25 protein-coding genes are annotated in these 23,470 nt (G+C 59.1%); 18 read left to right on the forward strand and 7 right to left on the reverse strand.

Features of this window, described 5'->3' with window-relative positions; translation table 11 throughout:
• Position 1 precedes the first annotated feature (1 nt).
• The 3 genes from RGR602_RS33260 to ccoN are packed head-to-tail and all read right to left on the reverse strand — an operon-like array spanning position 2 to position 2,521.
• Positions 2-154 (reverse strand): CcoQ/FixQ family Cbb3-type cytochrome c oxidase assembly chaperone, encoded by a 153-nt coding sequence (locus RGR602_RS33260; protein WP_040116170.1) that lies wholly within the window; start codon positions 152-154, stop codon positions 2-4.
• A gap of 9 nt (positions 155-163) precedes the next feature.
• On the reverse strand, positions 164-895 hold the full coding sequence (gene ccoO, locus RGR602_RS33265; RefSeq protein ID WP_040116171.1) for a cytochrome-c oxidase, cbb3-type subunit II: 732 nt from the start codon (positions 893-895) through the stop codon (positions 164-166).
• Positions 896-904: 9 nt separating this feature from the next.
• On the reverse strand, positions 905-2,521 hold the full coding sequence (gene ccoN / locus RGR602_RS33270) for a cytochrome-c oxidase, cbb3-type subunit I (RefSeq protein WP_040116699.1): 1,617 nt from the start codon (positions 2,519-2,521) through the stop codon (positions 905-907).
• Positions 2,522-2,805: 284 nt separating this feature from the next.
• On the opposite strand from ccoN, the gene RGR602_RS33275 reads away from it, so the two are divergent.
• From RGR602_RS33275 to RGR602_RS33295, 5 genes are all read left to right on the forward strand, one after another.
• The gene (locus RGR602_RS33275) at positions 2,806-3,537 is read left to right on the forward strand and encodes a Crp/Fnr family transcriptional regulator (protein ID WP_040116172.1); all 732 of its coding nucleotides are present in this window, start codon (positions 2,806-2,808) and stop codon (positions 3,535-3,537) included.
• A gap of 23 nt (positions 3,538-3,560) precedes the next feature.
• Positions 3,561-5,486, forward strand: coding sequence for a hybrid sensor histidine kinase/response regulator (locus RGR602_RS33280; protein WP_040116173.1), 1,926 nt, complete (start codon positions 3,561-3,563; stop codon positions 5,484-5,486).
• A 338-nt stretch (positions 5,487-5,824) separates the two neighbouring features.
• Positions 5,825-6,271, forward strand: coding sequence for a pseudoazurin (locus RGR602_RS33285; protein WP_040116174.1), 447 nt, complete (start codon positions 5,825-5,827; stop codon positions 6,269-6,271).
• Between the two features lie 90 nt (positions 6,272-6,361).
• Entirely contained in the window at positions 6,362-6,889 is a 528-nt protein-coding gene (locus RGR602_RS33290) for a YcnI family copper-binding membrane protein (protein ID WP_040116175.1), read from the forward strand.
• Positions 6,890-6,912: 23 nt separating this feature from the next.
• Positions 6,913-8,544 (forward strand): copper resistance CopC/CopD family protein, encoded by a 1,632-nt coding sequence (locus RGR602_RS33295; protein ID WP_040116176.1) that lies wholly within the window; start codon positions 6,913-6,915, stop codon positions 8,542-8,544.
• 41 nt (positions 8,545-8,585) lie between these two features.
• Here RGR602_RS33295 and RGR602_RS33300 read toward each other — a convergent pair whose 3' ends face one another.
• A complete protein-coding gene (locus tag RGR602_RS33300; RefSeq protein WP_040116177.1) occupies positions 8,586-9,038 on the reverse strand; it encodes a hemerythrin domain-containing protein in 453 nt (150 codons plus the stop codon).
• 13 nt (positions 9,039-9,051) lie between these two features.
• Positions 9,052-9,207, reverse strand: coding sequence for a hypothetical protein (locus RGR602_RS37905; RefSeq protein ID WP_170250291.1), 156 nt, complete (start codon positions 9,205-9,207; stop codon positions 9,052-9,054).
• Positions 9,208-9,367: 160 nt separating this feature from the next.
• Here RGR602_RS37905 and RGR602_RS33305 point away from each other — a divergent pair, with 160 nt between their 5' ends.
• The 6 genes from RGR602_RS33305 (at position 9,368) to RGR602_RS33330 (ending at position 14,847) form a co-directional block, all read left to right on the forward strand.
• On the forward strand, positions 9,368-9,871 hold the full coding sequence (locus RGR602_RS33305) for a cytochrome c oxidase subunit 3 (protein ID WP_223844098.1): 504 nt from the start codon (positions 9,368-9,370) through the stop codon (positions 9,869-9,871).
• Positions 9,868-10,152, forward strand: a complete 285-nt coding sequence (locus RGR602_RS33310) for a cytochrome C oxidase subunit IV family protein (protein ID WP_040116179.1) — start codon at positions 9,868-9,870, stop codon at positions 10,150-10,152. The genes RGR602_RS33305 and RGR602_RS33310 overlap by 4 nt, the downstream gene beginning before the upstream one ends.
• A 133-nt stretch (positions 10,153-10,285) precedes the next feature.
• Positions 10,286-10,738: a c-type cytochrome gene (locus RGR602_RS33315; protein ID WP_040116180.1), complete on the forward strand. Its 453-nt coding sequence runs from the start codon at positions 10,286-10,288 to the stop codon at positions 10,736-10,738.
• Between the two features lie 20 nt (positions 10,739-10,758).
• Positions 10,759-12,102, forward strand: coding sequence for a cbb3-type cytochrome c oxidase subunit I (locus RGR602_RS33320; protein WP_040116181.1), 1,344 nt, complete (start codon positions 10,759-10,761; stop codon positions 12,100-12,102).
• Between the two features lie 32 nt (positions 12,103-12,134).
• Entirely contained in the window at positions 12,135-12,947 is an 813-nt protein-coding gene (locus RGR602_RS33325; RefSeq protein ID WP_040116182.1) for a CbbQ/NirQ/NorQ/GpvN family protein, read from the forward strand.
• Positions 12,948-12,957: 10 nt separating this feature from the next.
• Positions 12,958-14,847 carry a nitric oxide reductase activation protein NorD gene (locus tag RGR602_RS33330; protein WP_040116183.1) on the forward strand — a complete coding sequence of 630 codons (1,890 nt, stop codon included), beginning with the start codon at positions 12,958-12,960 and terminating at the stop codon, positions 14,845-14,847.
• 62 nt (positions 14,848-14,909) lie between these two features.
• On the opposite strand, the gene hemN is transcribed toward RGR602_RS33330, so the two are convergent.
• Positions 14,910-16,262 carry an oxygen-independent coproporphyrinogen III oxidase gene (gene hemN, locus RGR602_RS33335; protein ID WP_040116700.1) on the reverse strand — a complete coding sequence of 451 codons (1,353 nt, stop codon included), beginning with the start codon at positions 16,260-16,262 and terminating at the stop codon, positions 14,910-14,912.
• Between the two features lie 227 nt (positions 16,263-16,489).
• Here hemN and RGR602_RS33340 point away from each other — a divergent pair, with 227 nt between their 5' ends.
• The 4 genes from RGR602_RS33340 to RGR602_RS33355 are packed head-to-tail and all read left to right on the forward strand — an operon-like array spanning position 16,490 to position 18,976.
• The gene (locus RGR602_RS33340; RefSeq protein ID WP_040116184.1) at positions 16,490-16,774 is read left to right on the forward strand and encodes a DUF2249 domain-containing protein; all 285 of its coding nucleotides are present in this window, start codon (positions 16,490-16,492) and stop codon (positions 16,772-16,774) included.
• A gap of 23 nt (positions 16,775-16,797) precedes the next feature.
• On the forward strand, positions 16,798-18,150 hold the full coding sequence (locus RGR602_RS33345; protein WP_052451880.1) for a hypothetical protein: 1,353 nt from the start codon (positions 16,798-16,800) through the stop codon (positions 18,148-18,150).
• Between the two features lie 5 nt (positions 18,151-18,155).
• Entirely contained in the window at positions 18,156-18,680 is a 525-nt protein-coding gene (locus RGR602_RS33350) for a DUF2249 domain-containing protein (protein ID WP_040116185.1), read from the forward strand.
• The gene (locus tag RGR602_RS33355; protein ID WP_040116186.1) at positions 18,677-18,976 is read left to right on the forward strand and encodes a metal-sulfur cluster assembly factor; all 300 of its coding nucleotides are present in this window, start codon (positions 18,677-18,679) and stop codon (positions 18,974-18,976) included. Before RGR602_RS33350 ends, RGR602_RS33355 begins: the two co-directional genes overlap by 4 nt.
• Positions 18,977-19,062: 86 nt before the next feature.
• Here RGR602_RS33355 and RGR602_RS33360 read toward each other — a convergent pair whose 3' ends face one another.
• Positions 19,063-20,271 (reverse strand): NnrS family protein, encoded by a 1,209-nt coding sequence (locus tag RGR602_RS33360; protein ID WP_040116187.1) that lies wholly within the window; start codon positions 20,269-20,271, stop codon positions 19,063-19,065.
• 200 nt (positions 20,272-20,471) lie between these two features.
• Between RGR602_RS33360 and nirK the strand changes: the two genes are divergently transcribed.
• The 3 genes from nirK (at position 20,472) to RGR602_RS33375 (ending at position 23,343) form a co-directional block, all read left to right on the forward strand.
• The gene (gene nirK, locus RGR602_RS33365) at positions 20,472-21,605 is read left to right on the forward strand and encodes a copper-containing nitrite reductase (protein ID WP_040116702.1); all 1,134 of its coding nucleotides are present in this window, start codon (positions 20,472-20,474) and stop codon (positions 21,603-21,605) included.
• 158 nt (positions 21,606-21,763) lie between these two features.
• A complete protein-coding gene (locus RGR602_RS33370) occupies positions 21,764-22,651 on the forward strand; it encodes an SUMF1/EgtB/PvdO family nonheme iron enzyme (protein WP_082046779.1) in 888 nt (295 codons plus the stop codon).
• Positions 22,648-23,343, forward strand: coding sequence for a Crp/Fnr family transcriptional regulator (locus RGR602_RS33375; RefSeq protein WP_040116188.1), 696 nt, complete (start codon positions 22,648-22,650; stop codon positions 23,341-23,343). Before RGR602_RS33370 ends, RGR602_RS33375 begins: the two co-directional genes overlap by 4 nt.
• The last annotated feature ends 127 nt before the right edge of the window (positions 23,344-23,470 follow it).

A 23,470-nucleotide genomic window follows, 5' to 3' on the forward strand; every position in this document is an offset into this window, starting at 1 on the left:
ATCAGTCATCCTTCAAAGGTATGCTTGCGGCTTCATTGGCGCTTTCCCTGCCACCCGGACGGAGCGTGAAAAGGACAACGCCAATGAAGAACAGCGTCATAGCGAGGAGGCCCCAACTGTCGGCGAAGTGGCGCATTGTTGTGTAGGTTTCCATGAGCGTTCCTCAGCGATATCCGGTTGCGTCGTCATAAGTCGAATAATCGACCAAGGTGCCTAGCATCTGCAGGTAGGCCACCAGAGCGTCCATCTCCGTCAGCTTCGAAGGGTCACCGTCGAAGTCGCCGGTCTTGGCCTTCGGATAGCGTTCGAGCAGCGCCGTGGTGTCGGCGTTGGGATCCGCCTGCAATTTCATGTCGGCCTCGGCGTTGGCGATCATGGCCGGGGTATAAGGCACACCTACAACTCTGTTTGCCTTGAGATCCATGCCGACATCCTTCGCCGCGACCTCGTTGGTCTTGAGGAAGGCGTAGCTTGGCATGATCGATTCCGGCACGACCGCGCGCGGATCGGCAAGGTGCTGGACCTGCCATTCGTTCGAATACCGACCACCGACACGTGCAAGATCTGGTCCGGTCCGCTTTGAACCCCATTGGAAGGGATGGTCGTACATCGATTCGGCTGCGAGTGAATAATGTCCGTAGCGTTCGACTTCGTCTCGGAATGGCCGGATCATCTGGCTGTGGCAGACGTAGCAGCCCTCGCGCACGTAGATGTTGCGGCCGGCCAGTTCCAGTGGCGTATAGGGACGCATCCCCTCCACCTTTTCGATCGTGTTCTGCAGGTAGAACAGCGGCGCAATTTCGACGATCCCGCCAACGCTGACAACCAGGAGCGATCCCACCAGCAGGAGCGTCGCGTTCTTTTCTATGATCTGGTGTTTCTCAAGTATCGACATGGTCGTTCCTCACTCGGCAGGCTGGGCGACGAGGGCACCCGGCATCGGCGCCTCATTGCGTTGGTAACCACGGATGGTCATGTAGACATTGAGGGCCATGATCAGACCGCCCGCGAGATAGAGAATTCCTCCCAAGGCTCGCAGCAGGTAATATGGGAACATGACGGCGACGGTCTCGGCGAAGGAATAGACGAGGAAGCCCTGGCTGTTGTATTCGCGCCACATGAGGCCCTGCTGGATGCCGGCCACCCAAAGCACGGCGGCATAGATGACGATACCAAGTGTCGCGAGCCAGAAGTGCCAGTTGACCATGCGCAGACTGTAGAGACGCTCCTGTCCCCAAAGCTTCGGTGTCAGATAGTAGACGGCCCCGAAGGTGATCATGCCGACCCAGCCGAGTGCGCCCGAGTGGACGTGACCGATCGTCCATTCCGTATAGTGGCTGAGAGAGTTGACAGCCTTGACCGACATCATGGGACCTTCGAAGGTCGACATCCCATAAAAGGCGATTGCCATGATCATCATGCGGATGATCGGGTCTGTGCGGATCTTGTCCCAGGCGCCAGAGAGCGTCATCAGGCCGTTGATCATACCGCCCCACGAGGGCATCCAGAGCATGACGGAAAACACCATTCCGAGCGTCTGCGCCCAATCCGGCAGCGCTGTGTAGTGCAGGTGATGCGGACCTGCCCAGATGTACATGAAGATCAAGGCCCAGAAGTGGATGATCGACAGGCGGTAGGAATAGACCGGCCGGTTCGCCTGCTTCGGCACGAAATAATACATCATGCCCAGGAAGCCAGCGGTCAGGAAGAAGCCAACCGCATTGTGGCCGTACCACCACTGGGTCAGAGCATCCTGAACGCCGGAGAACGCTGAATAGCTCTTCGAGCCGAGCAAGGAAGCCGGCACGGACAGGTTGTTGACGACATGCAGCATCGCCACGGTGACGATGAAGCCCAGGTAGAACCAGTTCGCGACATAGATGTGCGGTTCCTTGCGCTTCAAAAGTGTTCCGAGGAATGCAAGAAGATAGGCGACCCAGACGATCGTCAGCCAGATGTCGACATACCACTCGGGCTCTGCATATTCCCGCCCCTCGGTAATGCCCAAGAGATAGCCGGTCGCGGCCATGACGATGAAGAGCTGGTAGCCCCAGAATACGAACCAGCCGAGGTTGCCACCGAAAAGGCGGGCCCGACAGGTCCTCTGGACGACATAGAAGGATGTGGCAATCAGCGCGTTGCCGCCGAAAGCGAAAATGACTGCGGACGTGTGGACCGGCCGCAGACGCCCAAAGTTGAAATATGGAGCGATGTTCAGATCGGGATAGGCGAGCTGAAGGGCGACGACGACCCCGACGAAAAAGCCGACCACGCCCCAAAACACAGTGGCGATGATGCCGTATCGAACAACTTCGTCGAAATATTCGGACGAAGCTGGCTTGGGTCGCTGGCCCGCCGGCGCAAAATTGACGCGTCGAAGAAGCACAAGCGTGCTTCCCATCAGCACGAAGAACAGCACCCACATGTGTGCTGCAAAGAGGTGGTCGTGCGCAAAAGCAGCGCCGAGCAGCGCGAAGAACGCACACACGGCGATGATCACGGTTTCCATCGTATAGTTCATCTCGTTGTCCCCAAGCACAGACGACGACGCAAAAGCGCAATCTTCTTTCCGATCTTGTACTGGGAGAGCTGACACGAGCGCGGGGGCTGATCCTTGATCTATGTCAACGATCGCCAATGTTCACGGCGGGCGAACTGGCAGTGTGTGGATTGGTCTCCATCCCCAGCAAATCTGTGCGCTGTTACAAACTGTTACACTTTCGCACCAATACGCACGCTGCGAGCATTCCGGTGTAACGCGAACCGTTTTTATTGCCCTCATCAAATGGGACAGAGGGTTCACAGATGTTGATGCAAAAAAATACCGCGTTCGAAACCATCAAGGGTTCGGTGAATGACATTGCGGGACAGATGTCCCTGAAATCACTTTTTCATTCTATTCCACAGGAAGTGCTTCAAGCCGGCAAGGCGCTGTTTTGGGAAGGCGACGCCACAAGCCACCTTTTTGAACTTGCTGAAGGCGTCATTCGGCTTTACCGCATCATCGGCGATGGCAGGCGCGTTATCACTGCCTTTCTTTATCCAGGCGACCTCGTCGGTACGTCGCTACAGGAGCGCTACCTCTACACCGCCGAGGCCGTTACGGATTGCAAGGTCCGCCGCATCGCCCGGAAGAATTTCCATGACGAAATCTCCCGCTCGGCCTGTCTGCGTCCCGATTTCATATCGCTGCTGTGTCAGGAAATGGCTGCGGCTCACGATCAGATGGTGCTGCTGTCCAAGAAGAACGCAGAGGAGCGCTTGTGCAGTTTCCTGCTCCAGCTCATCTCCCGGGAAATGACGAATGCGGCAGGCGACCTCGTCACCCTACCGATGAACAGGCTCGACATCGCCGACTATCTTGGCCTTACCATTGAGACGGTGTCGCGCACCATCAGCAAACTCGCCGGCCGCAACGTTCTCGTCCCGACTGGACGCCACGACATCAAGATCCTGAGCCTGAAGCGTCTCATTCAATTGTCCGGCAATGGGGATGATTTCTCTTTGGAAAAGAGCCATAGCTGCAGTATTCACTAATGGGCTCGACAGGTTAAACAGATATGCCGCATCGCTTCATTTCACCGCGCACAACATCGCCCGAAGAACTCGGCGCCATAGTCCGCATCATGGGCGGCGCCAACAACATCATCGTGCAGGGCTTTGACGGCGTCATCACCGAATGGTCGGCCGGATGCGAAAATATGTATGGCTGGATGCGTGACGAGGCTGTCGGCAAAGCCGTTGACGACCTTCTTGCGACGCAGTTTCCCGAATCAATTGAAGAGATTCACCGGCAACTGCGCGAAAATAATTCGTGGCAAGGCGAAATCACCCATCGCCACAAGGATGGCTATGAAGTCTATGTGGCGTCGCGCTGCATGGTGGTGAATCTCTCCGACGGCGAAGCAGTCATCGTCCAGACCAACAATGACATCAGCGATCTCAAGCTGGCCCAGAGCGAGGTTAACGCGCGCGAGGCCCACCTCCGGTCCATTCTCGCGACTGTCCCCGAAGCTATGATCGTGATCAATGAGCGCGGAATTGTCATCTCGTTCAGCACTGCAGCAGAAAAGCTGTTCGGCATCCAGGCAGACGATATTTGCGGTCGGAACATCAGCAATCTTATGCCGAACCCCGATCGTGACGCCCACGATGGTTATCTCTCGCGCTACATCAGGACGGGAGAGCGCCGCATTATCGGCTACGGTCGGGTCGTGACCGGCCAGCGAGCCGACGGTTCGAAATTTCCGATGGAACTTCATGTCGGGGAGACGACTGCAAACGGTGAGCGGATATTCACCGGCTTCGTCCGCGATCTAACGAGCCGATACAAGATCGAGGAAGATCTCAGGCAGGCGCAAAAGATGGAAGCCGTTGGGCAATTGACTGGAGGTATTGCCCACGACTTCAACAATCTTCTGACGGTGATCAGCGGCAACCTCGAAATGATTGAAGCGAAGCTTCCAGAGGGGCCGCTCAGCCTGCTCTTGCGGGAGGCGCAGGACGCGGCCGGCGATGGGGCTAAGCTGACGGAGCAACTTTTGGCGTTCGGGCGCCGCCAGCCGCTCAATCCGACGCTTGCGGACCTCGGGCAGCTCGTATCGGGCTTTTCCGATCTGCTGCGGCGGACGCTTGGCGAAAACATCGACCTGAAGACGGTCATTGTCGGCTCGAACCACAATGTACTGGTCGACAGCTCCCAGCTTCAGAACGCGCTTTTGAATATTGCGCTGAACGCCCGCGACGCAATGCCGCGCGGCGGCAGTCTGACAACTGAAATCAAGCGCGTCTATCTCGATGCGGACTACGCAAAAATGTATCCGCAGGTGCGTACCGGAGACTTCGTTCTCATTTCCGTCACCGATACCGGCGTCGGCATGTCGGATGAGGTCAAGGAGCACGCCTTCGAACCATTCTTCACTACCAAGGATGTCGGTTCTGGCACGGGCCTCGGCCTCAGCATGGTCTATGGCTTCGTAAAGCAGTCAGGCGGTCATCTGCAGCTCTATAGCGAGGTCGGGCGCGGCACGACGATCCGCATCTATCTTCCCTGGGTTCAGGCAGCAGCGGCAAAAATTGAGGTTCCCGACACGCGATCCGATTCGCGTGATGTGCTGCCGGGCGGCGCCGAGACGGTGCTGGTGGTCGAGGACGACGCTCGGGTGCGCCGGGTTGCCGTCGCGCGCTTGTCGTCGATGGGCTACAAGGTTATCGAGGTCGGTAACGCTCAGGCCGCGCTCGAGATCCTGGCTGAAGATCCCACGATCGCCCTTTTGTTCACCGATATTGTAATGCCTGGAGGCATGACAGGCGACGAACTCGCCAAGGAAGCACGCGTCATGCGGTCCGACCTGAAGATCCTCTTTACGTCGGGCTACGCCGAGCCAGGTCTCGGCGGCCGCGAGTTCGCAACGCCGGGCAGCTGGCTGCGCAAACCCTATACGGCAAAAGATCTGGCCGTGCGGGTTCGCGAATTGCTGGACTGATGATCCTCTAATCGCCAGAGCGCTGATCGATAGGGCGTGCACGCAGCCGGGCGCGAAGCTGCTCGTCAGCGCCCAGAATCCACAAGCAACTGACGATCTACTGCCCCAGCGATCGTGACGCACGATGCTTGGTCATTGCCGTCCAGATGCGGCACACCGAGAGGCTCACGGCCTTCAGCATTGCAAGCGTCCTTTCCCCTCACGTTCAACGAGCCTCGGCAATCGTCTCTTTGGAATGTTGATGGCTCTATTTGACCAACGTCAAAGAAGCACCCGGTTAACGCGCGTATCACATCAGCGACGGCCAGTTCAGCCGTCATTCAACTAGGAGATATGAAATGCGTTCGATATTTGCAGGCCTTCTTGCCGCGACGGCCGTGCTTGCTGCTACCACCATGCCGCTGATGGCAGCCGACCACGAAGTGAAGATGCTCAACAAGGGCGCCGCCGGTGCCATGGTGTTTGAGCCGAGCTTCACTAAGGTCGCCCCTGGCGACACCATCACTTTTGTCCCGACTGACAAGTCTCACAATGTCGAGTCCTTCAAAGGTCTGATTCCAGAGGGCGCAGCTGCATTCAAGTCGAAGCCAAGCGAGCAGGTTCAGATCAAGTTCGATGCGCCCGGCGCCTATGTAATCAAGTGCACGCCGCACGTCGCCATGGGGATGGTTGCGCTGGTCCAGGTCGGCGATGCGCCGGCAAATCTTGAGGCCGTCAAGACCGCTAAACTCCCGAACATGGTCCGCAAGCGCCTCGATGCGGACATCGCCAAGATCACCCAATAATCAGCTTATCGCTTGAAATGCCCTGCGCTGGGCTTTCACGGCCCAGCGGCAGGCGGGCTTCCAGCGGCAATCAGACCCAGGAGAACGACAGTGCTGAAAACAACCATCATCGCACTTGGCCTTTGCGTTGCAGGCGCAGCTTCCGCCAGTGCCCATGTGACGCTTGAAAAGGCGGAAACCCCCGCCGGCAAGGCCTATAAGGCGATCCTGCGCGTCGGACATGGTTGCGACGGCAAGCCTACGACCAAGATCCGCGTGCAAATTCCGGAAGGCATTCTCTCGGTCAAGCCCATGCCGAAATCCGGCTGGACGATCGAAAAGGCCACGGGAAAATATGCAAGAGCATACGAGCTTTATGGCAAGCCGGTAGCCGAAGGCGTTACCGAACTCGTCTGGTCCGGAGGTAATCTTGCCGACGACGAGTATGACGAGTTCGTATTCCGCGGCGTCGTTGCCAACGAGCTCGCTCCCGGCACCAGGGTCTACATCCCGGTCGTCCAGGAGTGTCCGGAAGGTGCCGTCGAGCGGTGGATCGATATCCCCGCCGCTGGCAAGACCTCGGACGATTACGAGACGCCGGCTCCCTTCTTCGAAGTCGTCGCACAGCCGCGCTCTTGAGACAGAGCGATCGAGGAACCGCCATGGCTGAGTTGCGAAACCGGAATGTGGCGCGTTCCTCCATCCCTCTGGGTGCATTTCTTTGGCTTGCGACTCTCGCTATCCTGATAACGCTGCTCGAGCCGGTCGCCGCATTTGCCCACGCCTCCCTCGTCAGATCGACACCCGCCCAAGGGGCCGTGATCGCGGCACCACCGGGCGCTATCGTTCTCGAGTTCAACGAAGCCGTTGCTCCGCTCGCTCTGACCGCAAGTACACCAGACGGGAGCAGCCGATCGTTTCAGGCGGCAGCCGACGGTACAAAGATTGTTGTTTCCGATCCCAATCTCGAGGCGCTTGGTACCTACCTCTTCAGTTTCCGCGTCGTCTCCGAAGATGGCCATCCGGTTGCCGGCACGATCGCCTTCTCGATGGGGGCGCCGAGCCCCTCGCCGTCAACTGTGATGGAACCGAAACCGGCTGTCCTGCACTGGTCGATCTGGATGACGCGTTGGCTACTTTATCTCTGCTTTTCTTTCGCAGTCGGGGGCGCTTTTTTCGAGACTTGCCTGAAGGACACGGCTTCTAGCTCCAGTCTCAGCCGCAACTGGGCGCCGGTGGGCCTCGCGCTCCTTGTCGGCTCCGCCTACCTGCAGGGCCTTGATGAACTTGGTCTTCCCTTTGTGGCGAGACCTCAGCTTGCTCCGTTGGTTTTCGCCTTCCATGGCGGTTACGGCGTCTCGATAACCTTTGGCGTCACAGCTTTTTGCCTCGCCTGGCGGATGCGCCCGCGTGGAGATGGCCGCCGTTGGATCGGATTGATGGCGTTGCTTGCCGCGGCCGCTGCCTTTTCTTCGACCGGCCATGCAAGCACCGCCGAACCGAGATGGCTGGCGCGTTCGGCAATCTTCATTCACAGTGGCTCATCGATGTTCTGGGTCGGCAGCCTGCCGGTTCTGCTGAAACGCTGCCTGGGCGCGCATCGCAAGGAAGAAGGAGCCCTAGAGGTCTTTTCCCGCCTCATCCCGCTTCCGCTTACCGCCCTCATTGTCTCAGGCGCGGTCGTCATCGGCCTGCAGGTTCCAAAACTGTCGTCCTTGTGGACGTCATCCTACGGCCTGATTTTGACGATCAAGCTTCTGTTCGTCATGACATTGCTCGCCTTGGCCTGCCTCAATCGATTCTGGCTCACGGCTCCGGCCATTCGGGGCGACGAGCGCGCGCGTCTGAAGTTGCGCCGCTCTGTTTCTGCTGAAGTCGTCATCGTGGTGGCGATCTTTGCTGCTGTCGCCGGGTGGCGTTTTACCGAGCCGCCGCGTGCTGCATTGGCGAGCCAACCGGCGAGATTGCAGGCGCACTTGCATTCTTCGAGCGCAATGGCGCAGCTGGAGATCGCCATTCAATCGGCCGGCACCGGCTCGGCGTCGATCTCGGTCATAGACCAGGGGCAGCGTGTGATGGCCGTAAAGGAGGTTGGTCTGCGGCTTTCAAACCCGGAACAGGGAATAGAGCCGTTGAAGTTCAAGGCCGTTCCGGAAGCCGACCACAGCTGGATGGTCAATGGCATCCCCTTCGTCCGCAGCGGGCGTTGGGCAGTGACGGTCGATATCCTGATATCGGACTTCAAAGCAGTTCATCTGGACGGATTTATCACTGTTCCCGAAATTCGGCGGTGACGACAGCCTCTTCTTCTTGCAGGGGATAGGCCAAAGCCTATTTACCGGGCGAGTTTCGCCTTCTTGAGCATTCTCAGCACCTCCTGCTCAGCCACGATATGGCGCCGCATGCAGCAGAAGAACGAGCGCAGCATGTAACCGATCGAATTCCACGATAGCCTTGAGCCGCCCGCCTTCAACTCGCCGAGTGTGATGACGATCTCCTGGGCAGCGTTGCGGTCCCAGTGATGATCGTCGCGACGCCTAGCGATCGCATCGGCTGCAGTTTCATGACCGAAGCAGCTTTCCATTTGCGGAAACACCAGACTTTCTTCCAGCGCCTGCGTCGTCTCCAAAACGGGAAGCAGGCGCGAGCAGATTCCTTCGCAGACCCGCTCGTCAATGCGGCATGGGAGAAAGTCGGCGACAGCCTCCAGAACACTGCACCATGACAGTAGCTCGCGATAATTCTCTTCGAGCTCAGCAAAGTCACCTGTTTTCGGCATCATGTTCATGGCTGCGTTTCCATCATCTCTGCAAGAACAGGCTGGCCGCGATCACACCGGCGGCAAACACTGCCGCAAGCGTCGCGCCGCGTTGCAGGACGCCCATGCGGTTCAGCGTAATGGCAAAAAGGATGATGACCGGGGTGGCCACCGATAGGCCGATCTGTGCGTCTGTCATTTTGCGTCTCCAAACAACCAGTGACCTAGCGCTGAAGGCCGCAAAAATCTTTGCTCTGGATCAAAGAGCTGTTGCCGCTGAGGGAATAAGTCGGCTGAAACCAGAAAAATGGACGGAAATGCAAAACGGCCGTGTGCACCCTGCATCTGAGGACAATGACATGCTCCTGGCATGGGTGCTTGGATGGAGCGAACTCGTCGCCTTCGGCGCTCTCCTGAGTGCCTTCCTGGTCGCCGGTTACGTCCAGCCAGCCGCCTTCGCCGAGGGACGTGGTCATCTCGCTCTATGGTATCCGCTGCTAAACACCGTCATCCTGCTTTCCAGCGGCTGGTGCGCCGCGAAAGCCGCTTGCTACCCTACCGGCGCGCCGAAGCAGCGAACGGCATTGGTGGGTGCCGCAGCTGGCGGTTTTGCGTTCACTGCCGTCAAGATCGCCGAATATCTGCGAGAGCTGCCGCACCTGTCGGATGAGCGGCTCGAGACCTTCAACCAGCTCTATTTCCTGACAACCGGCTTTCATCTCGTTCATGTAATTTTCGGGTCGCTGGTGCTCATCGTCGTCGCTTGCCGGCCGGGGCGCGAGAACGTCGCGATCATCACGACACTCTGGCATGTCATAGACATCGTTTGGCTGGTCATGTTTCCGGTGGTTTACGCGATATGACGTCCGAGAAGCTCGCCGATCGTGCGCTTGTGTATCTGATCGCCCTGACTGCCCTGACATCTGCAATCGCCTATTTCGCACATGCGGTCGCTGGACCGGGTGTCCTCATCATAGCCGCCGCACCGGTAGGGCTCATGAAAGTGCGGCTCGTTCTGCTGGAATTCCTGCATCTGCGTGGGCGGGCAAGTCCGCTCGTTCCGTCTGTCGTTGCCTGGGCGGCGCTTGTGCTGACGATGGCATGCCTCAAGCTGATTGCACTCTTAGCCGCCGGTACCGGCTAACGCCGCTTTGGATTTTATTTGCGCGATAGCAAAGACGGTTTCGATCGATCCTTTAGATGCTGACGCTCAGGAGCCAGACGGCTCAACGGCCGAGCTGCGGCGTTTGCGCCCCTCGACGATGAAAGGATGATCGATGGCAGAACGCCTAACAAAAACCGGGGCCCGGAACGTCTTTTACGGCGGGTCTATATTCTTCTTCACGATCTTTGTCGGGCTGACGGCCCACAGCCACTATTATATGCGCACCTCCTCCACCGACGAGACCACACTGACCGACTCTGTCGCGCGCGGTAAGCACGTCTGGGAGAAGAACTCCTGTATCAACTGCCACACGCTTCTGGGTGAAGGCGCCTATTTCGCGCCGGAACTCGGCAATGTGTGGAAGCGCTGGGGGGGAGATACCGACCCGGGTACCGCCCGCTCCACGCTGAAGGCCTGGATGGCCGCCCAGCCGACGGGGATCGAAGGCAGACGGCAGATGCCGCAATTCGATCTGACCGAACAGGAACTCGACGATCTCGCAGACTTCCTGGAGTGGACCAGCAAGATCAAGACCCAGAACTGGCCGCCGAACGACGCCGGTTGATCTCAGGGGAAGGAATCATCATGAAATATCAAACCCAGAAGGTCGCGATGCTGTATTTCTACGGCGCGCTCGGCCTCTTCGTCGCCCAGGTCCTATTCGGCGTGCTTGCAGGTACCATCTACGTCCTGCCGAACACGCTGTCGGAACTCCTTCCCTTCAACATCGTGCGCATGGTGCACACCAATGCGCTGATCGTCTGGCTGCTTATCGGCTTCATGGGTGCCACCTATTATCTCCTGCCGGAAGAGGCGGAGACGGAGCTCTTCAGCCCGAAACTCGCCATCGCCCAGTTCTGGATCTTCTTAGCGGCAGCGGCGGTCGCCGTCGTCGGATACCTCTTCAAGATACACGAGGGCCGCGAGTTCCTGGAACAGCCGTTCGTCATCAAGGTCGGGATCGTCGTCGTCTGCCTCATGTTCCTGTTCAATATCACCATGACGGTATTGAAAGGGCGCAAGACGGTCGTCACGAACATCCTGATCTTCGGCCTGTGGGGTGTCGCAATCTTCTTCCTGTTCGCCTTTTATAACCCGGCAAACCTGGCACTCGACAAGATGTACTGGTGGTACGTCGTCCATCTGTGGGTGGAAGGTGTCTGGGAGCTCATCATGGCTTCGGTTCTTGCCTTCCTAATGATCAAGCTGAACGGCATCGACCGCGAAGTGGTCGAGAAGTGGCTCTATGTCATCGTCGGCCTTGCCCTGTTCTCGGGCATTCTCGGCACCGGCCATCACTTCTACTGGATCGGCGCTCCGGGCTATTGGCAGTGGATCGGCTCGCTCTTCTCGACGCTTGAAGTTGCGCCCTTCTTCACCATGGTCATCTTCACCTTCTTGATGACCTGGAGGGCCGGCCGCAAGCATCCGAACCGCGCAGCACTTCTCTGGTCAATCGGCTGCTCGGTCATGGCCTTCTTCGGAGCTGGCGTCTGGGGCTTCCTGCACACCCTTTCCTCCGTCAATTACTACACCCATGGAACCCAGGTCACTGCAGCCCACGGCCACCTCGCCTTCTTCGGTGCCTATGTGATGCTGAATCTCGCCGTCATGGCCTACGCAGTACCGGAAATACGCGGCCGCAGCCCGTATAACCAGATACTTTCGATAGTCAGCTTCTGGATCATGTGCACGGCGATGTCGGTCATGACCTTTGCACTGACCTTCGCCGGCGTTCTCCAGGTTCATCTGCAGCGCGTCCTTGGCGAGGGCTACATGGACGTGCAGGACCAATTGGCGATGTTCTACTGGATCCGTTTGGGTTCAGGGGTCTTCGTCCTCCTCTCGGCGCTGATGTTCCTGTGGGCGCTCTTCGTGCCCGGGCGGCAGCGCGCCGCCGCAAATAGCGCAGCACAGCCCGCCGAATAGGCGGGCTCCCTCCCCTTAGATTGGAGTTCGCCATGACGATCGCCCTCACCAAGCCGCTGCCTCTGCCGCCGGATATTCCAGCCTATGTTCCATCCGGCAACGAATGCATCCTCTTTGAGAGCGCCTGGACGCGGCAACTGCCGCTGCTGCTCAAGGGGCCGACAGGATGCGGCAAGACGCGGTTCGTCCATCATATGGCCGCGCGGCTCGGCCTGCCGTTGTCGACCGTTTCCTGCCACGACGATTTGACCGCCGCGGATTTGACCGGCCGCTATCTCCTCAAGGGCGGCGACACCGTCTGGGTGGATGGACCGCTGACGCGATCCGTGCGCGACGGCGGGCTTTGCTATCTCGACGAGATTGTCGAAGCCAGGAAGGATGTCGCCGTTGTCCTGCATCCTCTCACCGACGACAGGCGAATCCTGCCGCTTGAGCGGACCGGCGAACTTCTTCAGGCCCATCGGGACTTCATGATCGTCGTGTCTTACAATCCCGGCTACCAGAACCTGATGAAGGCGCTGAAGCCCAGTACCCGCCAACGCTTCGTTGCAATCGAGTTCGACTTTCTGCCGAAGAACCAGGAGATCGCCGTGGTCTCGTCCGAAAGCGGGCTGGATGAAGCCCGTGTGGCGCCGCTGGTCGAGCTCGCACGGCGGTTGCGCGCGCTCAAGGGACACGATCTTGAAGAAGGCGTGTCGACGCGTTTGCTCGTCTATTGCGCCAGCCTCATCGATAGCGGTCTGCAGGTGCGCGATGCCGTGCGCTCCGCATTGATCGAACCGTTGACCGACGAGCCCGACGTCAAGGCAGCCCTGATCGAGGTCGCAAACGCCGTCGTCGCTTGAAGGAACGGACATGCTGGAATTTCTCGAACTTGAAGAGGCCGTCGGTCGGGCCTGGCACCGGTGGGTGGGTGACACACGTTCATGGCCGCGCTTCCCGGATCACGCGGTTGCCTTGAGTGATCTGGAGGCGCCGCTGGGCGTGTGCTTCCGGGCGTTCGGAGGAGAGGCAACGGTTCAATTACAGACGGTGCGCCCACAGACATCGCTGCACCGGCTGAAACTGCGCCAGGTCATCGGGCTTGGCGAAGAGCGGAGCGATCAACCCCGGCGTGACGAGTCGGCCATCATGCTGCCGGCCCAGATCGACCTTTTTGCCGACAAGGGCTTAAACCGCGACCTCTATTTCTGGACGGCCGCCTACATGGCGGTGATGGGCGAGGCTGTGCCCTCGCCTGCCGATCCCTTGCTCCTCGACCTGCACAAGATCGCGCTTGGCCGCAGCATCGCCGCGCGCGTGGTCAGATCGTTTCCCGGAATGCGCTCGCGCTACCACCGCCTGTGCCAGGGCGTGCTTGCGGCGCGAAGCCGCGGCCGACTGCCGGGCGTCGAGAGCCAGGTAGAGGCGTTCGTCCGTCTGGCGTTGACCTATCCCCTTGGTCACTCGTTGCCGGAAAATGCGATGCCATCGGCTTCGCGGGCGCCGGCGGGATACCTGCCGATACTGCCTGTTCCCCTGTGGCCGGACTTTGTGGCGAAGTCCGAAATCGCCGCGACCGAACGCGAGGATCTTCCCTCGAAAGGCGACGTTGGCTCCAATGATCGTCAGGCGCATGCAGCGACCCGGAAGCAGGATCGCGACGACCGCAAGCGGGATCCGTTCATTCTCAACCGGTTCGAGAAGATCCTTGCGATGGCCGAGATGGTCAATGTCGACCGGCCGACCGATGACCGCGACGATGATGAGGCAAAAGCCGCCAACGAACTGGACGAGATGTCGCTCAGCGAAACGAAGGACCGTCCGAAATCACGGTTTCACTTTGACCTCGACCTATCCCCGGAGGCCGTCGATCCGAGCCGGATCGAAGCCGAATTGACTTATCCCGAATGGAATTACCGCAAGCAGTCCTATCTGGAAGACTATTGCCGTGTCGTCGTCACATCGATGGAAGAGCCCCTTCCATCGTCCGCGCCAGCCGTCGATGATATGCTCGTGCGCAAGGTAAAGCGGCAATTCGAGACATTGCGGCCCCGCCGGGAGCTCCTCAGAGCGCAGCTTGATGGCAATGAACTCGACCTCGAAGCGGTGGTTCGGTCCCGGACGGATTTCCTGGCGACGGGACAGCCCGACGATCGCATCTATCAGGCCACGCGGCCGATGGCCCATGAACTTGCGACGTCGATCCTTGTCGACGTTTCGCTATCAACGGATTCCTGGGTTGACAATCGCCGTGTTCTCGACGTCGAAAAACAGGCGCTCGACGTTTTCGCCCGTGGGCTCGACGCCTGCGGCGACAACTTCGCCATCAGCACTTTCACGTCGCGGCGGCGCTCCTGGGTGCGCATCGAAACGGTGAAAGCCTTCCACGAAGCTTTTTCATTCCGAACGGTCTCGCGCATCAGCGCAATGCGGCCCGGCTACTACACACGCATGGGAGCGGCGATCCGCCATATGACGGCGGAGCTCTCCAGGCAAAGCAGTCGCAAGAAGCTGCTGCTGATACTCACAGACGGAAAACCCAACGATGTCGACCATTATGAAGGTCGATTCGCGCTGGAGGACAGCCGGCGCGCTGTCGGCGAGGCACGGGTGTTGGGGCTTTCCGTTTTCGCAGTGACGATTGACCGCAATGCCCAGGATTATCTTCCCGCCATTTTCGGAAGAGGCGGATTCGCTCTCGTTTCGGACATCACCAAGCTGCCGGCCGCTTTGCCGGCCATTTATCGCGGGCTGGTTTGCTGAGGGGTGCCAGCTCCGAAGGAGAGACCCGACCGGCTGGGGCGGCTTCGGGTCTCTCCACCCCTTCAAGCTGCTTTGCTATGGGTACGGCCGGATGCGCCGATATAGGCGTCGAAGGCTGCCGCCACCGCCCTGATCATGAACCTGAGATCCTTGCGCACGGTGATGAGCCCGTCGCGGACTGTTACGACGCCATCGCTTTCGAGTGCACGCAGCCGGTCGTTGCCATTAAGAACCAGCTCGGCTTCATAGCCAAAAGATGCTTCAAGCCGATTGAGGTCGACGGCGAAATCACACATCAGCCGCTCGATGATTGCAGCGCGGAACCGATCCTGCCCAGTCAAATGGTATCCCTTCACGGTCGCCAGGCTTCCGGACGCAATCCGTTGCGCGTAGGCTCCGGGGGCGACTTCATTTTGGACATAACCCGCCGGGAGCTTACCGATCGCGGACGCCCCGAGCCCAATCAGAGTCTCGCACGTATCCGTCGTGTAGCCTTGAAAGTTCCGCCTCAGATCCCCGCGCGCACTGGCCATCGAAAGTTCATCTTCGGGCAGGGCGAAGTGATCAAGGCCGACCCGCACGTAGCCGGCCTCGACCAGCGCTTCTGCGGTCGCTTCGGCCTGAGCGTTGCGCTCTTCTGCATTCGGCAAGGTCGCCTCATCGATAAGGCGCTGGTGCTTCTTGAAGGCCGGAATGTGCGCATAGCCGAAGACCGCAAAGCGATCGGGGCGCAACCGGACCGCCTTCTGCACGGTATCGATACAAGATGCGACCGTCTGATGTGGCAGGCCATAGATCAGGTCGAAGTTGATGCCGCCGATACCCGCCTTTCGCAATTGCTGCACGGCGGCCTCCGTCTGCTCGAAAGTCTGGTTGCGGTTGATGGCCGCCTGGACGACGGGATCGAAACTTTGGACCCCAAGGCTTGCACGACAAACGCCGCCCTCAGCGAGCGCGCCGACCATTTCTCTGGCGAGTGTACGCGGATCGATCTCTACGGCGATTTCCGCTCCCGACCTCAATTTGAAGGCGTTCCTCAGATGCTTCATCAAATCCACGAACTCCTTCGGCCGCATGATCGTCGGCGTGCCGCCGCCGAAATGCACATTCTGGACGAGCAGCGGTTGCTTCGCCCTCGACGCGACCAGGGCGATCTCCTGACGGAGAACATCCAGATAGTCGAGGATCGGCCGGTCCTGCTTGGTGATCGTGGTGTGACACCCGCAATACCAGCACATCGACCGGCAAAAAGGGATATGAAGATAGAGCGAGACCGAGTGCCTGTTGTCGAGCTCTGCCAGCCAATCCCCGTAGGTACCCGCACCGATCGCGGAAGAAAAGGCAGGCGCGGTCGGGTAACTCGTGTAGCGCGGCAGCCGCGCTTCGCCATATTTCTCGACGAGGGGATGAGACATGATGCGTTCCTTCATAAGACGTTTTGGCGACTTTGAAGGCGCTGCGCGATGCTGTCCTTGTCATAGGTCAATGACGATGCCAGCGCATTTTCGAGAATCCAGGAAATTGTTTGCTTACAGTCAAATTGCGTTGCCGCAATTGCCATTAGGCTTTTGACCATCCGGCAAATCACGGCTGCGGTTTGACCCGGAGTTCATTCGCCTGCGGCCCATAAAGGTTCCAATCCATGACTGAAGCGACGATCACTGAAAGCAAGAAGCCATTGATCGATGTGCGCACGCTGGCGCCGGCTGAACGGCATCCGCGCATTTTCAATACCCTCAATGCGCTTGCGCCAGGCGGTTCGCTGCTGATTGCCAGCGACCATGATCCCCGGCCGCTGCACTATCAACTCGAAACCGGATATCCCGGCAAGTTCGCCTGGGAATATCTAGAGCAAGGACCTGAGGTATGGCGTGTGGAGATCGCCCGACTCGAATCGGGATGTGACTGCTGCTGCGGCAGCCACTGACCGGCGTTAATCGGGCAGCGTCGATGATCCCTGGTGCAACACTCTCGCGATGGACAATGTCCTATTTCGCTGCAGCGCTGCTCTTTCTGCTTATGGCGGAGGGCATGCTCGCGGCGGGTCTTTGGAGACCCTCCGTCGACATCGGTGATCCCATCACGCTCATCATCGTGCATTGCGTGACGATCGGCTGGCTCGGCCTTTTGATGATCGGTGCATTGTTGCAATTTGCACCCGTATTGACGGGGGTGGGGCTGGCTACGGAACGTTTCAACCTGCCCGCCCTCATCGCCATCGTTGCCGGCCTTGCGGCGCTGATTTGCGGGTTTGCCGCGATCAAGAACGGATCGTCAGCGGCCGGCTTGACAATGCCGGTCGCGACCGCACTTCTCGCTGCCGGCCTGCTTGGCATAGGTGCCGTGCTGTTTACCGGATTGTGGCGCGGGCGCAGCGCTCATGCCGCCGCGCCATTTGTTCTTCTTGGCATCATTTGCCTGGCCGTCACTGTGCTATTGGGCGCTAGTTTCGCGCTGGTGCTATCGGGAGCAACAGATGCTCCCCTGATCGTCGATCTTGCGCTGGGCGCCGTGCCGCTGCATGCCAGTTTCGGGCTCGGAGGATGGATGAGTCTTGCCGCCATCGGCGTCAGCTACAAACTCATGAGCATGTTCCTGCTGTCACCCGATACCTTACGAACACAGATGGTGCTGGCGGGCGGCGCTTCCACGATTCTGATGCTCAGCATCGCCCTGTTCTGCCTGTTTTCGCGTCGGGACGTGATTGAGCCTCTCAGCTTCATTTCGGCTGTCGTGTTCTTGGGAACGATTGCAATCTACGCGACCGAAATGCGCAGCATCTACCGCACGAGACGCCGCAAAACGCTGGAGCTCAACAGCATCGGTTCCGTTCCGGCATTTGTGCTGCTGGCGCTGTCGATGGCAGCACTCGTCATTTCCATGCCGCTCAATGCGGGTGAAGGTATTCGTGCCGCAATCGTCTATCTCTTCGTCTTCGGTTGGCTAACTGGGCTTGGTCTGGCACAGTTGCTGAAGATCGTCCCCTTCCTAACCTGGCTCGAAGCCTTCGGTCCCCTGCTCGGCCGGCGCCCGACGCCACGGCTGCAAGACCTGATCAAGGAGCGGCGCGCATCGTTCTGGCTCGGCGGATTTTACCTTGCGGTCGTTTCAGCCGCTGCATCGATCGCAGTAAACACCGACGCGGGATTTCAGATATCGGCCTTTGCTCAACTGATATGTTCTGCAGGCCTGAGCTTCGAATTGTTCCAGGTTCGTATCCTTGCCCATGTCGATGCCGTCGCCAAAAGCAGCCCCTTCCATCAACCAGCTCTGTTGATCGCCAAAATCAATTCAGAAAGGTAACGACAATGTCGCCAGTTCGAGAACTCGATGTCAGGCAACTCCTGAAGGACGGCGGCATGCCGTTCCAGGTCATCATGGAAACAGTCCAGTCGCTGCATCCGGATGAAAGTCTCCGTCTCCGCGTGATCTTCGAGCCTGTTCCCCTCATTCGCCAGCTGAGCGAGCGGGGATATAGTCACCGCAGCACGAAACTTGCGGAGGACAATTGGGAAATCCTGTTCACACCGCAGGCAGCGGCCACCGCACCAGCGACCGACGATATCGATACTCCGGCATCAGATGCCTGGCCGGAACCGGAATGGAATCTCGATCTAACGGATCTGGCGCCTCCCGAGCCCATGGAGCGGATCCTCGCCCGCCTCGAGACGATGAAGCCGGGCGAAGTCCTTTTTGCGCTCCTCGCCCGTGAACCGGTCTTCCTGTTCAATGAACTGAAGAGGCGCGGCCATGAATGGGCCGGTAACTTCGACGCGAGCGGCTCGACCTATCGCATCATGATCCGCGTCAACCCGTCGGCGAGAGTCGCATGACGACGCCTCAACCGATCACCGATTCCGTCGTTCTGCTCGCCTTGCGGACTATTCACGATCCCGAGATTGGGACCGACATCGTCGAGCTGGGTTTGATCTATCAGGTCGAGATCCAGCCGGACGCAGCCGTACGCATCGTCATGACGACTACCACACGCGCCTGTCCTGCTTCGGCTTTCATTGCGGATGCCGTCCGCGAACGCCTCGGCACGATCCCGGGCATCGGGCGGATAACCGTTGATTTGGTCTACGAGCCGCCGTGGTCGCCGGATATGATCGGCAGGCTTGTGGCGTGAACAACAGCATTGAAGGCCGGGCTTGAACGCCCGATCTTATATATTGAGAGGCCGGAGCATCGGGTATGATGTTCCGGCCTATTGTGTCAGCGCAAGGATTTTGTCGTCCGGCAAAGAAAGGGCGCGTGTTCGGCCAAGAACAATCCGAAGGCCACTATCCATCCGAGCGCTGCGATCATCAGGATTTCATAGGTGTATGCCGGCACAAGTTCGGCTGCTGGCCTGACGACGGCAACGATTGCAAGGACGACATAGGATGCAGTCGTCAGAGCGCTCGCCTTGAGCTTGCGGCCCGTGTGCCCCCGCGTTGCACGCGTCATTACCGCGAGCATCATGAGAGCCACCACGCCGATTGCGAGCGTATGCAGGATTGATGTCTGATCAAGACCTATCGATCCGAACGCGATTGTCCCGAACCCCAAGGGTATGAAGAGATAGGCGACGTGAAGCACCGAAAGAATGGGCTCCCGGCGGGTCGTCCATCCGCGCCAGCGGTAAAGCCGAATGAGATTGAGAACCGCAGCTAGGGCGCTCAGACCACCCGTTGCGACTGACGTTGGGGCGATTGTCCAGCAGGCGAGCGCGACGACACCGACGATGATCACCGTCGCGTCGAAGTGATTGTAGGGGACGGGAAAGTCGGTTCGGCCGAACTGATTGAGCCAGTTGCGGGTAAAGCTTGGAAGGATCCGTCCGCCGACAATCGTGATCAAAGCCACGTAAGCACCAAGAGCCAGCCTGATCGGGAGTTCCGGCCTGACACCTTCGATGGCCAGAATGTGGAAGCAGATGTTTGCCGCCGATAGCGCTGCAAGGCCGCCTATAACTTTCAAGTCCTTCCACTTCCGGCCGGCGATCACTTCACGGGCGCAGATGATCAGCATTGCCGGCAGAAAAAGGCTGTCGATAACGGCGGCGGACAGTACGCCGATCGTGTCCGACACAAGGACGGCTGCACGCCCGAAGGTCCAGAGCCCAAAAAGAACAACAAGCGGCCGGCCTGAAACCGGCAAGCGGCCGGTCCAATTCGGTACCGCCGTCAGCAGGAAGCCAGCAAGGACCGCCGAGGCAAACCCGAAGAGCATTTCATGGGCATGCCAATTGGTCGGTCCGTAGTCGAGCGCGATCGCCCGTCCCAACGAGAGAAACGCTGCCCAGAGCCCGATGCAGAGAATGGACCAGACGGCAGCGCCGAGGAAGAAGGGCCGGAAGCCGTATGAAAAGAGCACCGACCCGGACGTCCACATTCCTCTTGGAATGCGCGTGGCCGGTTCGGCTGCTGACGTGTTTTGCATGGTTAAGATCTCCGAGTTGACCAGCCAGTAATGGTCGCATCGGCCGAAGCAGTCGTTGACAATACGCAAAGAGCAACGTCCCGACTTTGTGCTCCCACAAAGTCCGAATTTGCTCCAAATCAAAGAGATTCCGCACCGTTCTTCTAGAAATCTTGTGACCGGGCGGCCTTCGCTCCGTCTTCGACTTCAGGAGAAGAATGATGACAAATACGTTGCAAATGACCCGGCGCACGATGCTGACGGGCGCTGCTGTCGCCGGAGCGCTGACCCCCATTCTCGCATCGGCGGCGGCGAACGCCTCTCCCGCCACCGCCAAGAAGCTGAGCGCCGCCGACATCGCAGCCCTTCCACGCCAGAGACTGGAGCTCGAGAAGCCACCTTTCGTCCACGCACATGCGCAGAAGGCAGAAGGCGGACCGAAAGTCATCGAAGTCACGCTGACGATCGAAGAAAAGAAGCTCGTGATCGACAGCAAGGGCACCGAAGTCAACGCCATGACTTTTGACGGATCTGTCCCTGGCCCGCTCATCGTCGTGCATCAAGACGACTACGTCGAAGTTACGCTCGTCAATCCCGAGACGAACACGATGCAGCACAACATCGACTTCCATTCGGCAACCGGCGCACTCGGTGGCGGTGCGATTTCAATCGTCAATCCTGGCGAGAGCACCGTATTTCGCTTCAAGGCCACCAAGGCCGGCGTCTTCGTCTATCATTGCGCCCCTCCCGGTATGGTGCCTTGGCACGTCACGTCGGGCATGAACGGCGCGATCATGGTGCTGCCGCGTGAAGGCCTGACAGACGGCCATGGCAAGGAACTTGTCTACGACAAGGTCTATTACGTCGGTGAGCAGGATTTTTACATCCCGCGCGACGAAAGGGGCGAGTTCAAGAAATATGACAGCCCCGGAGAAGCCTATGAAGACACCGTTGCCGTCATGCGCACCTTGACCCCGACGCACGTCGTCTTCAACGGCGCCGTTGGCGCGCTCACCGGCGACAATGCCCTGACGGCTGCAGTCGGCGAGCGCGTTCTGATCGTTCACTCGCAAGCCAATCGTGACACCCGGCCGCACTTGATCGGCGGTCACGGCGAATATGTCTGGGCCACGGGCAAGTTCGTCAATGTGCCCGACCGGGATCAGGAGACCTGGTTCATTCCCGGCGGCACAGCCGGCGCTGCCTACTACACTTTCGAGCAGCCTGGCATCTATGCCTATGTCAATCACAACCTGATCGAGGCGTTCGAGCTTGGCGCTGCGGCTCATTTCAAGGTCACCGGCGATTGGAACGATGATCTGATGACCGCGGTCAAGTCGCCGTCGGGCAGCTGATCTGGGCAGTCCAACCGACGCGCGGGCCAAGCCGTTGGCCCGCTCGCTAAAACTCAATGTGAGGCGTCTTCAAACGCGTAGCGGCTGTGATACTAGACGAAGTCGATGACCAGGTTTCGGGGATTTCCATCGCCATACCGCTCGCGCTGTTGGCGATCATGCTGGCTGCGGTCGCTGTTCAGTCCGGTGTCATCGCCTGGCGCAGCCCTCAGCATTCGGTCGCAGGCCCTGATGTGATTACAGTAGCGCCCAGGTCATTCGATTACCGGGATCATGCAGAATACTTCCGCGCCGGGATTGCCGTCGATCCGCCGCGGTTAATCGTTGCGATCGAAAACCCGCTGACGATCATGAAGTATCAGGTCTTGCACGCTGAGTATGATCGCTGCGTCCAAGATAAGGCCTGCTCTGCAGCGGAGAGCGAAGAGCCGGCCGCGCCGGGCGACACGCCTGTTATTGGCGTCAGCTATGAGGATGCCGTGCGCTATGCGGCATGGCTTTCCGAGCAGACCGGAGCCTCATGGGTGCTGCCGACGGATCAGCAACTGGCCTTTGCCGCCGGAAGCCGCTTTCCAGACGACGCCCTCGGCGTTTCAAGCGATGACAAAAATCCCGCCAAACGTTGGCTCGCAGACTACGAGCGCGAGGCGCGCCGTTCGGCCTCCAAGAATCCCCGCCCCCAAATCCGAGGTTCGTTTGGCGTCAGCGAGTACGGCTTGGCTGACTTTGCCGGCAACATTTGGGAATGGACGCGCAGTTGCAGCAAGCGTATTGATATCGGCGTTCAAGCGGCCGCCCCGCAGGCTGATCCATCACGCTGCGGTATCCTGATTGCCTCCGGCAAACATCGGGCACCAATGAGCAGTTTTGTCCGCATTCCAAAAGGAGGTGGCTGCTCTGTGGGCAGCCCGCCGGACAATCTTGGTTTCCGGCTCGTTCGCCAGCCAAATTCTTTCGAGGCAGCGAAAGACTGGGTCGGGCGCATGATCGGCTTGATTGCCTTTTCGATAAACGCCGTTCCCGCCGATGAAGGACCTCCGGCATGAAAATTGACCGCGCCGTATTGAAATCACTGCCCTTGTTCGATCGAATGACGGATGCCGATCTCGACGCGATGGTGGAGCACGCGGTTTCGCGGCGCGTCGCGCAGGGTGATGCGGTTTTCGAGCAAGGTGCGCCTGCCAAATCGTTCTTCCTGCTCCTGCATGGCAGATTGAAGGTCACACAAGTTACGGCAGATGGCCAGCAGATCATCGTCCGGGTCGTTCACCCGGGCGATTTGTTCGGTTTTGCCAGAGCCTTGCAGCGTTCCGACTATCCAGGCACCGCGATTGCTGCCGCCGAGAGCCTGACGCTTTCTTGGCCGACCGATCTATGGCCGCAATTTGTCGAGCAAAATCCGCGCCTGGCGGTAACCGCGATGCAAACCATCGGCCAGCGGCTTGAAGAGGCCCATACGCGCATCCGCGAAATGTCGACAGAGGAAGTGGAACGACGCGTTGCCCACGCTGTCCTAAGGCTTTCCAAGCAGGCAGGAAAGCAGGAGGGCGACGGCATTCGTATCGACTTTCCGATTTCTCGCCAGGATATCGCCGAAATGACGGGAACGACGCTGCACACGGTTTCAAGAATTCTGAGCGCCTGGGAAGCCAAAGGCCTCGTCGAAGGCGGCCGTCAAAAGCTGCTCGTCTGCGACTACCGGAAGCTGGTGATTCTGGCAGACGGCGGCCGTGAATAGACGTCGCTCCCCGACTGCCCTCGCCCGCGCGTGGATCACATCAGAATTCCTTCATCAGCGCCTGCCGCCGGAAAAGCCGGATCCTTGATCCTGATCAATTTGCTGTTGGCGCGCTGAGGTAAGTTGC

It is taken from the genome of Rhizobium gallicum bv. gallicum R602sp (genome assembly GCF_000816845.1).
In the GTDB taxonomy this organism is placed as follows: domain Bacteria; phylum Pseudomonadota; class Alphaproteobacteria; order Rhizobiales; family Rhizobiaceae; genus Rhizobium; species Rhizobium gallicum.

Bases quoted from the DNA above. Each gene is read 5' to 3' on its own strand.
- ccoO (WP_040116171.1), bottom strand. From the start codon at position 895: ATGTCGATACTTGAGAAACACCAGATCATAGAAAAGAACGCGACGCTC.
- RGR602_RS33345 (WP_052451880.1), top strand. From the start codon at position 16,798: ATGATCCCTGGTGCAACACTCTCGCGATGGACAATGTCCTATTTCGCT.
- nirK (WP_040116702.1), top strand. From the start codon at position 20,472: ATGACAAATACGTTGCAAATGACCCGGCGCACGATGCTGACGGGCGCT.
- RGR602_RS33300 (WP_040116177.1), bottom strand. From the start codon at position 9,038: ATGAACATGATGCCGAAAACAGGTGACTTTGCTGAGCTCGAAGAGAAT.
- RGR602_RS33310 (WP_040116179.1), top strand. From the start codon at position 9,868: ATGACGTCCGAGAAGCTCGCCGATCGTGCGCTTGTGTATCTGATCGCC.
- ccoN (WP_040116699.1), bottom strand. From the start codon at position 2,521: ATGAACTATACGATGGAAACCGTGATCATCGCCGTGTGTGCGTTCTTC.
- RGR602_RS33355 (WP_040116186.1), top strand. From the start codon at position 18,677: ATGACGACGCCTCAACCGATCACCGATTCCGTCGTTCTGCTCGCCTTG.
- RGR602_RS33370 (WP_082046779.1), top strand. From the start codon at position 21,764: ATGCTGGCTGCGGTCGCTGTTCAGTCCGGTGTCATCGCCTGGCGCAGC.
- RGR602_RS33350 (WP_040116185.1), top strand. From the start codon at position 18,156: ATGTCGCCAGTTCGAGAACTCGATGTCAGGCAACTCCTGAAGGACGGC.
- RGR602_RS33325 (WP_040116182.1), top strand. From the start codon at position 12,135: ATGACGATCGCCCTCACCAAGCCGCTGCCTCTGCCGCCGGATATTCCA.
- RGR602_RS33295 (WP_040116176.1), top strand. From the start codon at position 6,913: ATGGCTGAGTTGCGAAACCGGAATGTGGCGCGTTCCTCCATCCCTCTG.
- RGR602_RS33360 (WP_040116187.1), bottom strand. From the start codon at position 20,271: ATGCAAAACACGTCAGCAGCCGAACCGGCCACGCGCATTCCAAGAGGA.
- RGR602_RS33340 (WP_040116184.1), top strand. From the start codon at position 16,490: ATGACTGAAGCGACGATCACTGAAAGCAAGAAGCCATTGATCGATGTG.
- RGR602_RS33285 (WP_040116174.1), top strand. From the start codon at position 5,825: ATGCGTTCGATATTTGCAGGCCTTCTTGCCGCGACGGCCGTGCTTGCT.
- RGR602_RS33280 (WP_040116173.1), top strand. From the start codon at position 3,561: ATGCCGCATCGCTTCATTTCACCGCGCACAACATCGCCCGAAGAACTC.
- RGR602_RS37905 (WP_170250291.1), bottom strand. From the start codon at position 9,207: ATGACAGACGCACAGATCGGCCTATCGGTGGCCACCCCGGTCATCATC.
- RGR602_RS33315 (WP_040116180.1), top strand. From the start codon at position 10,286: ATGGCAGAACGCCTAACAAAAACCGGGGCCCGGAACGTCTTTTACGGC.
- RGR602_RS33305 (WP_223844098.1), top strand. From the start codon at position 9,368: ATGCTCCTGGCATGGGTGCTTGGATGGAGCGAACTCGTCGCCTTCGGC.
- RGR602_RS33320 (WP_040116181.1), top strand. From the start codon at position 10,759: ATGAAATATCAAACCCAGAAGGTCGCGATGCTGTATTTCTACGGCGCG.
- hemN (WP_040116700.1), bottom strand. From the start codon at position 16,262: ATGTCTCATCCCCTCGTCGAGAAATATGGCGAAGCGCGGCTGCCGCGC.
- RGR602_RS33375 (WP_040116188.1), top strand. From the start codon at position 22,648: ATGAAAATTGACCGCGCCGTATTGAAATCACTGCCCTTGTTCGATCGA.
- RGR602_RS33260 (WP_040116170.1), bottom strand. From the start codon at position 154: ATGGAAACCTACACAACAATGCGCCACTTCGCCGACAGTTGGGGCCTC.
- RGR602_RS33275 (WP_040116172.1), top strand. From the start codon at position 2,806: ATGTTGATGCAAAAAAATACCGCGTTCGAAACCATCAAGGGTTCGGTG.
- RGR602_RS33330 (WP_040116183.1), top strand. From the start codon at position 12,958: ATGCTGGAATTTCTCGAACTTGAAGAGGCCGTCGGTCGGGCCTGGCAC.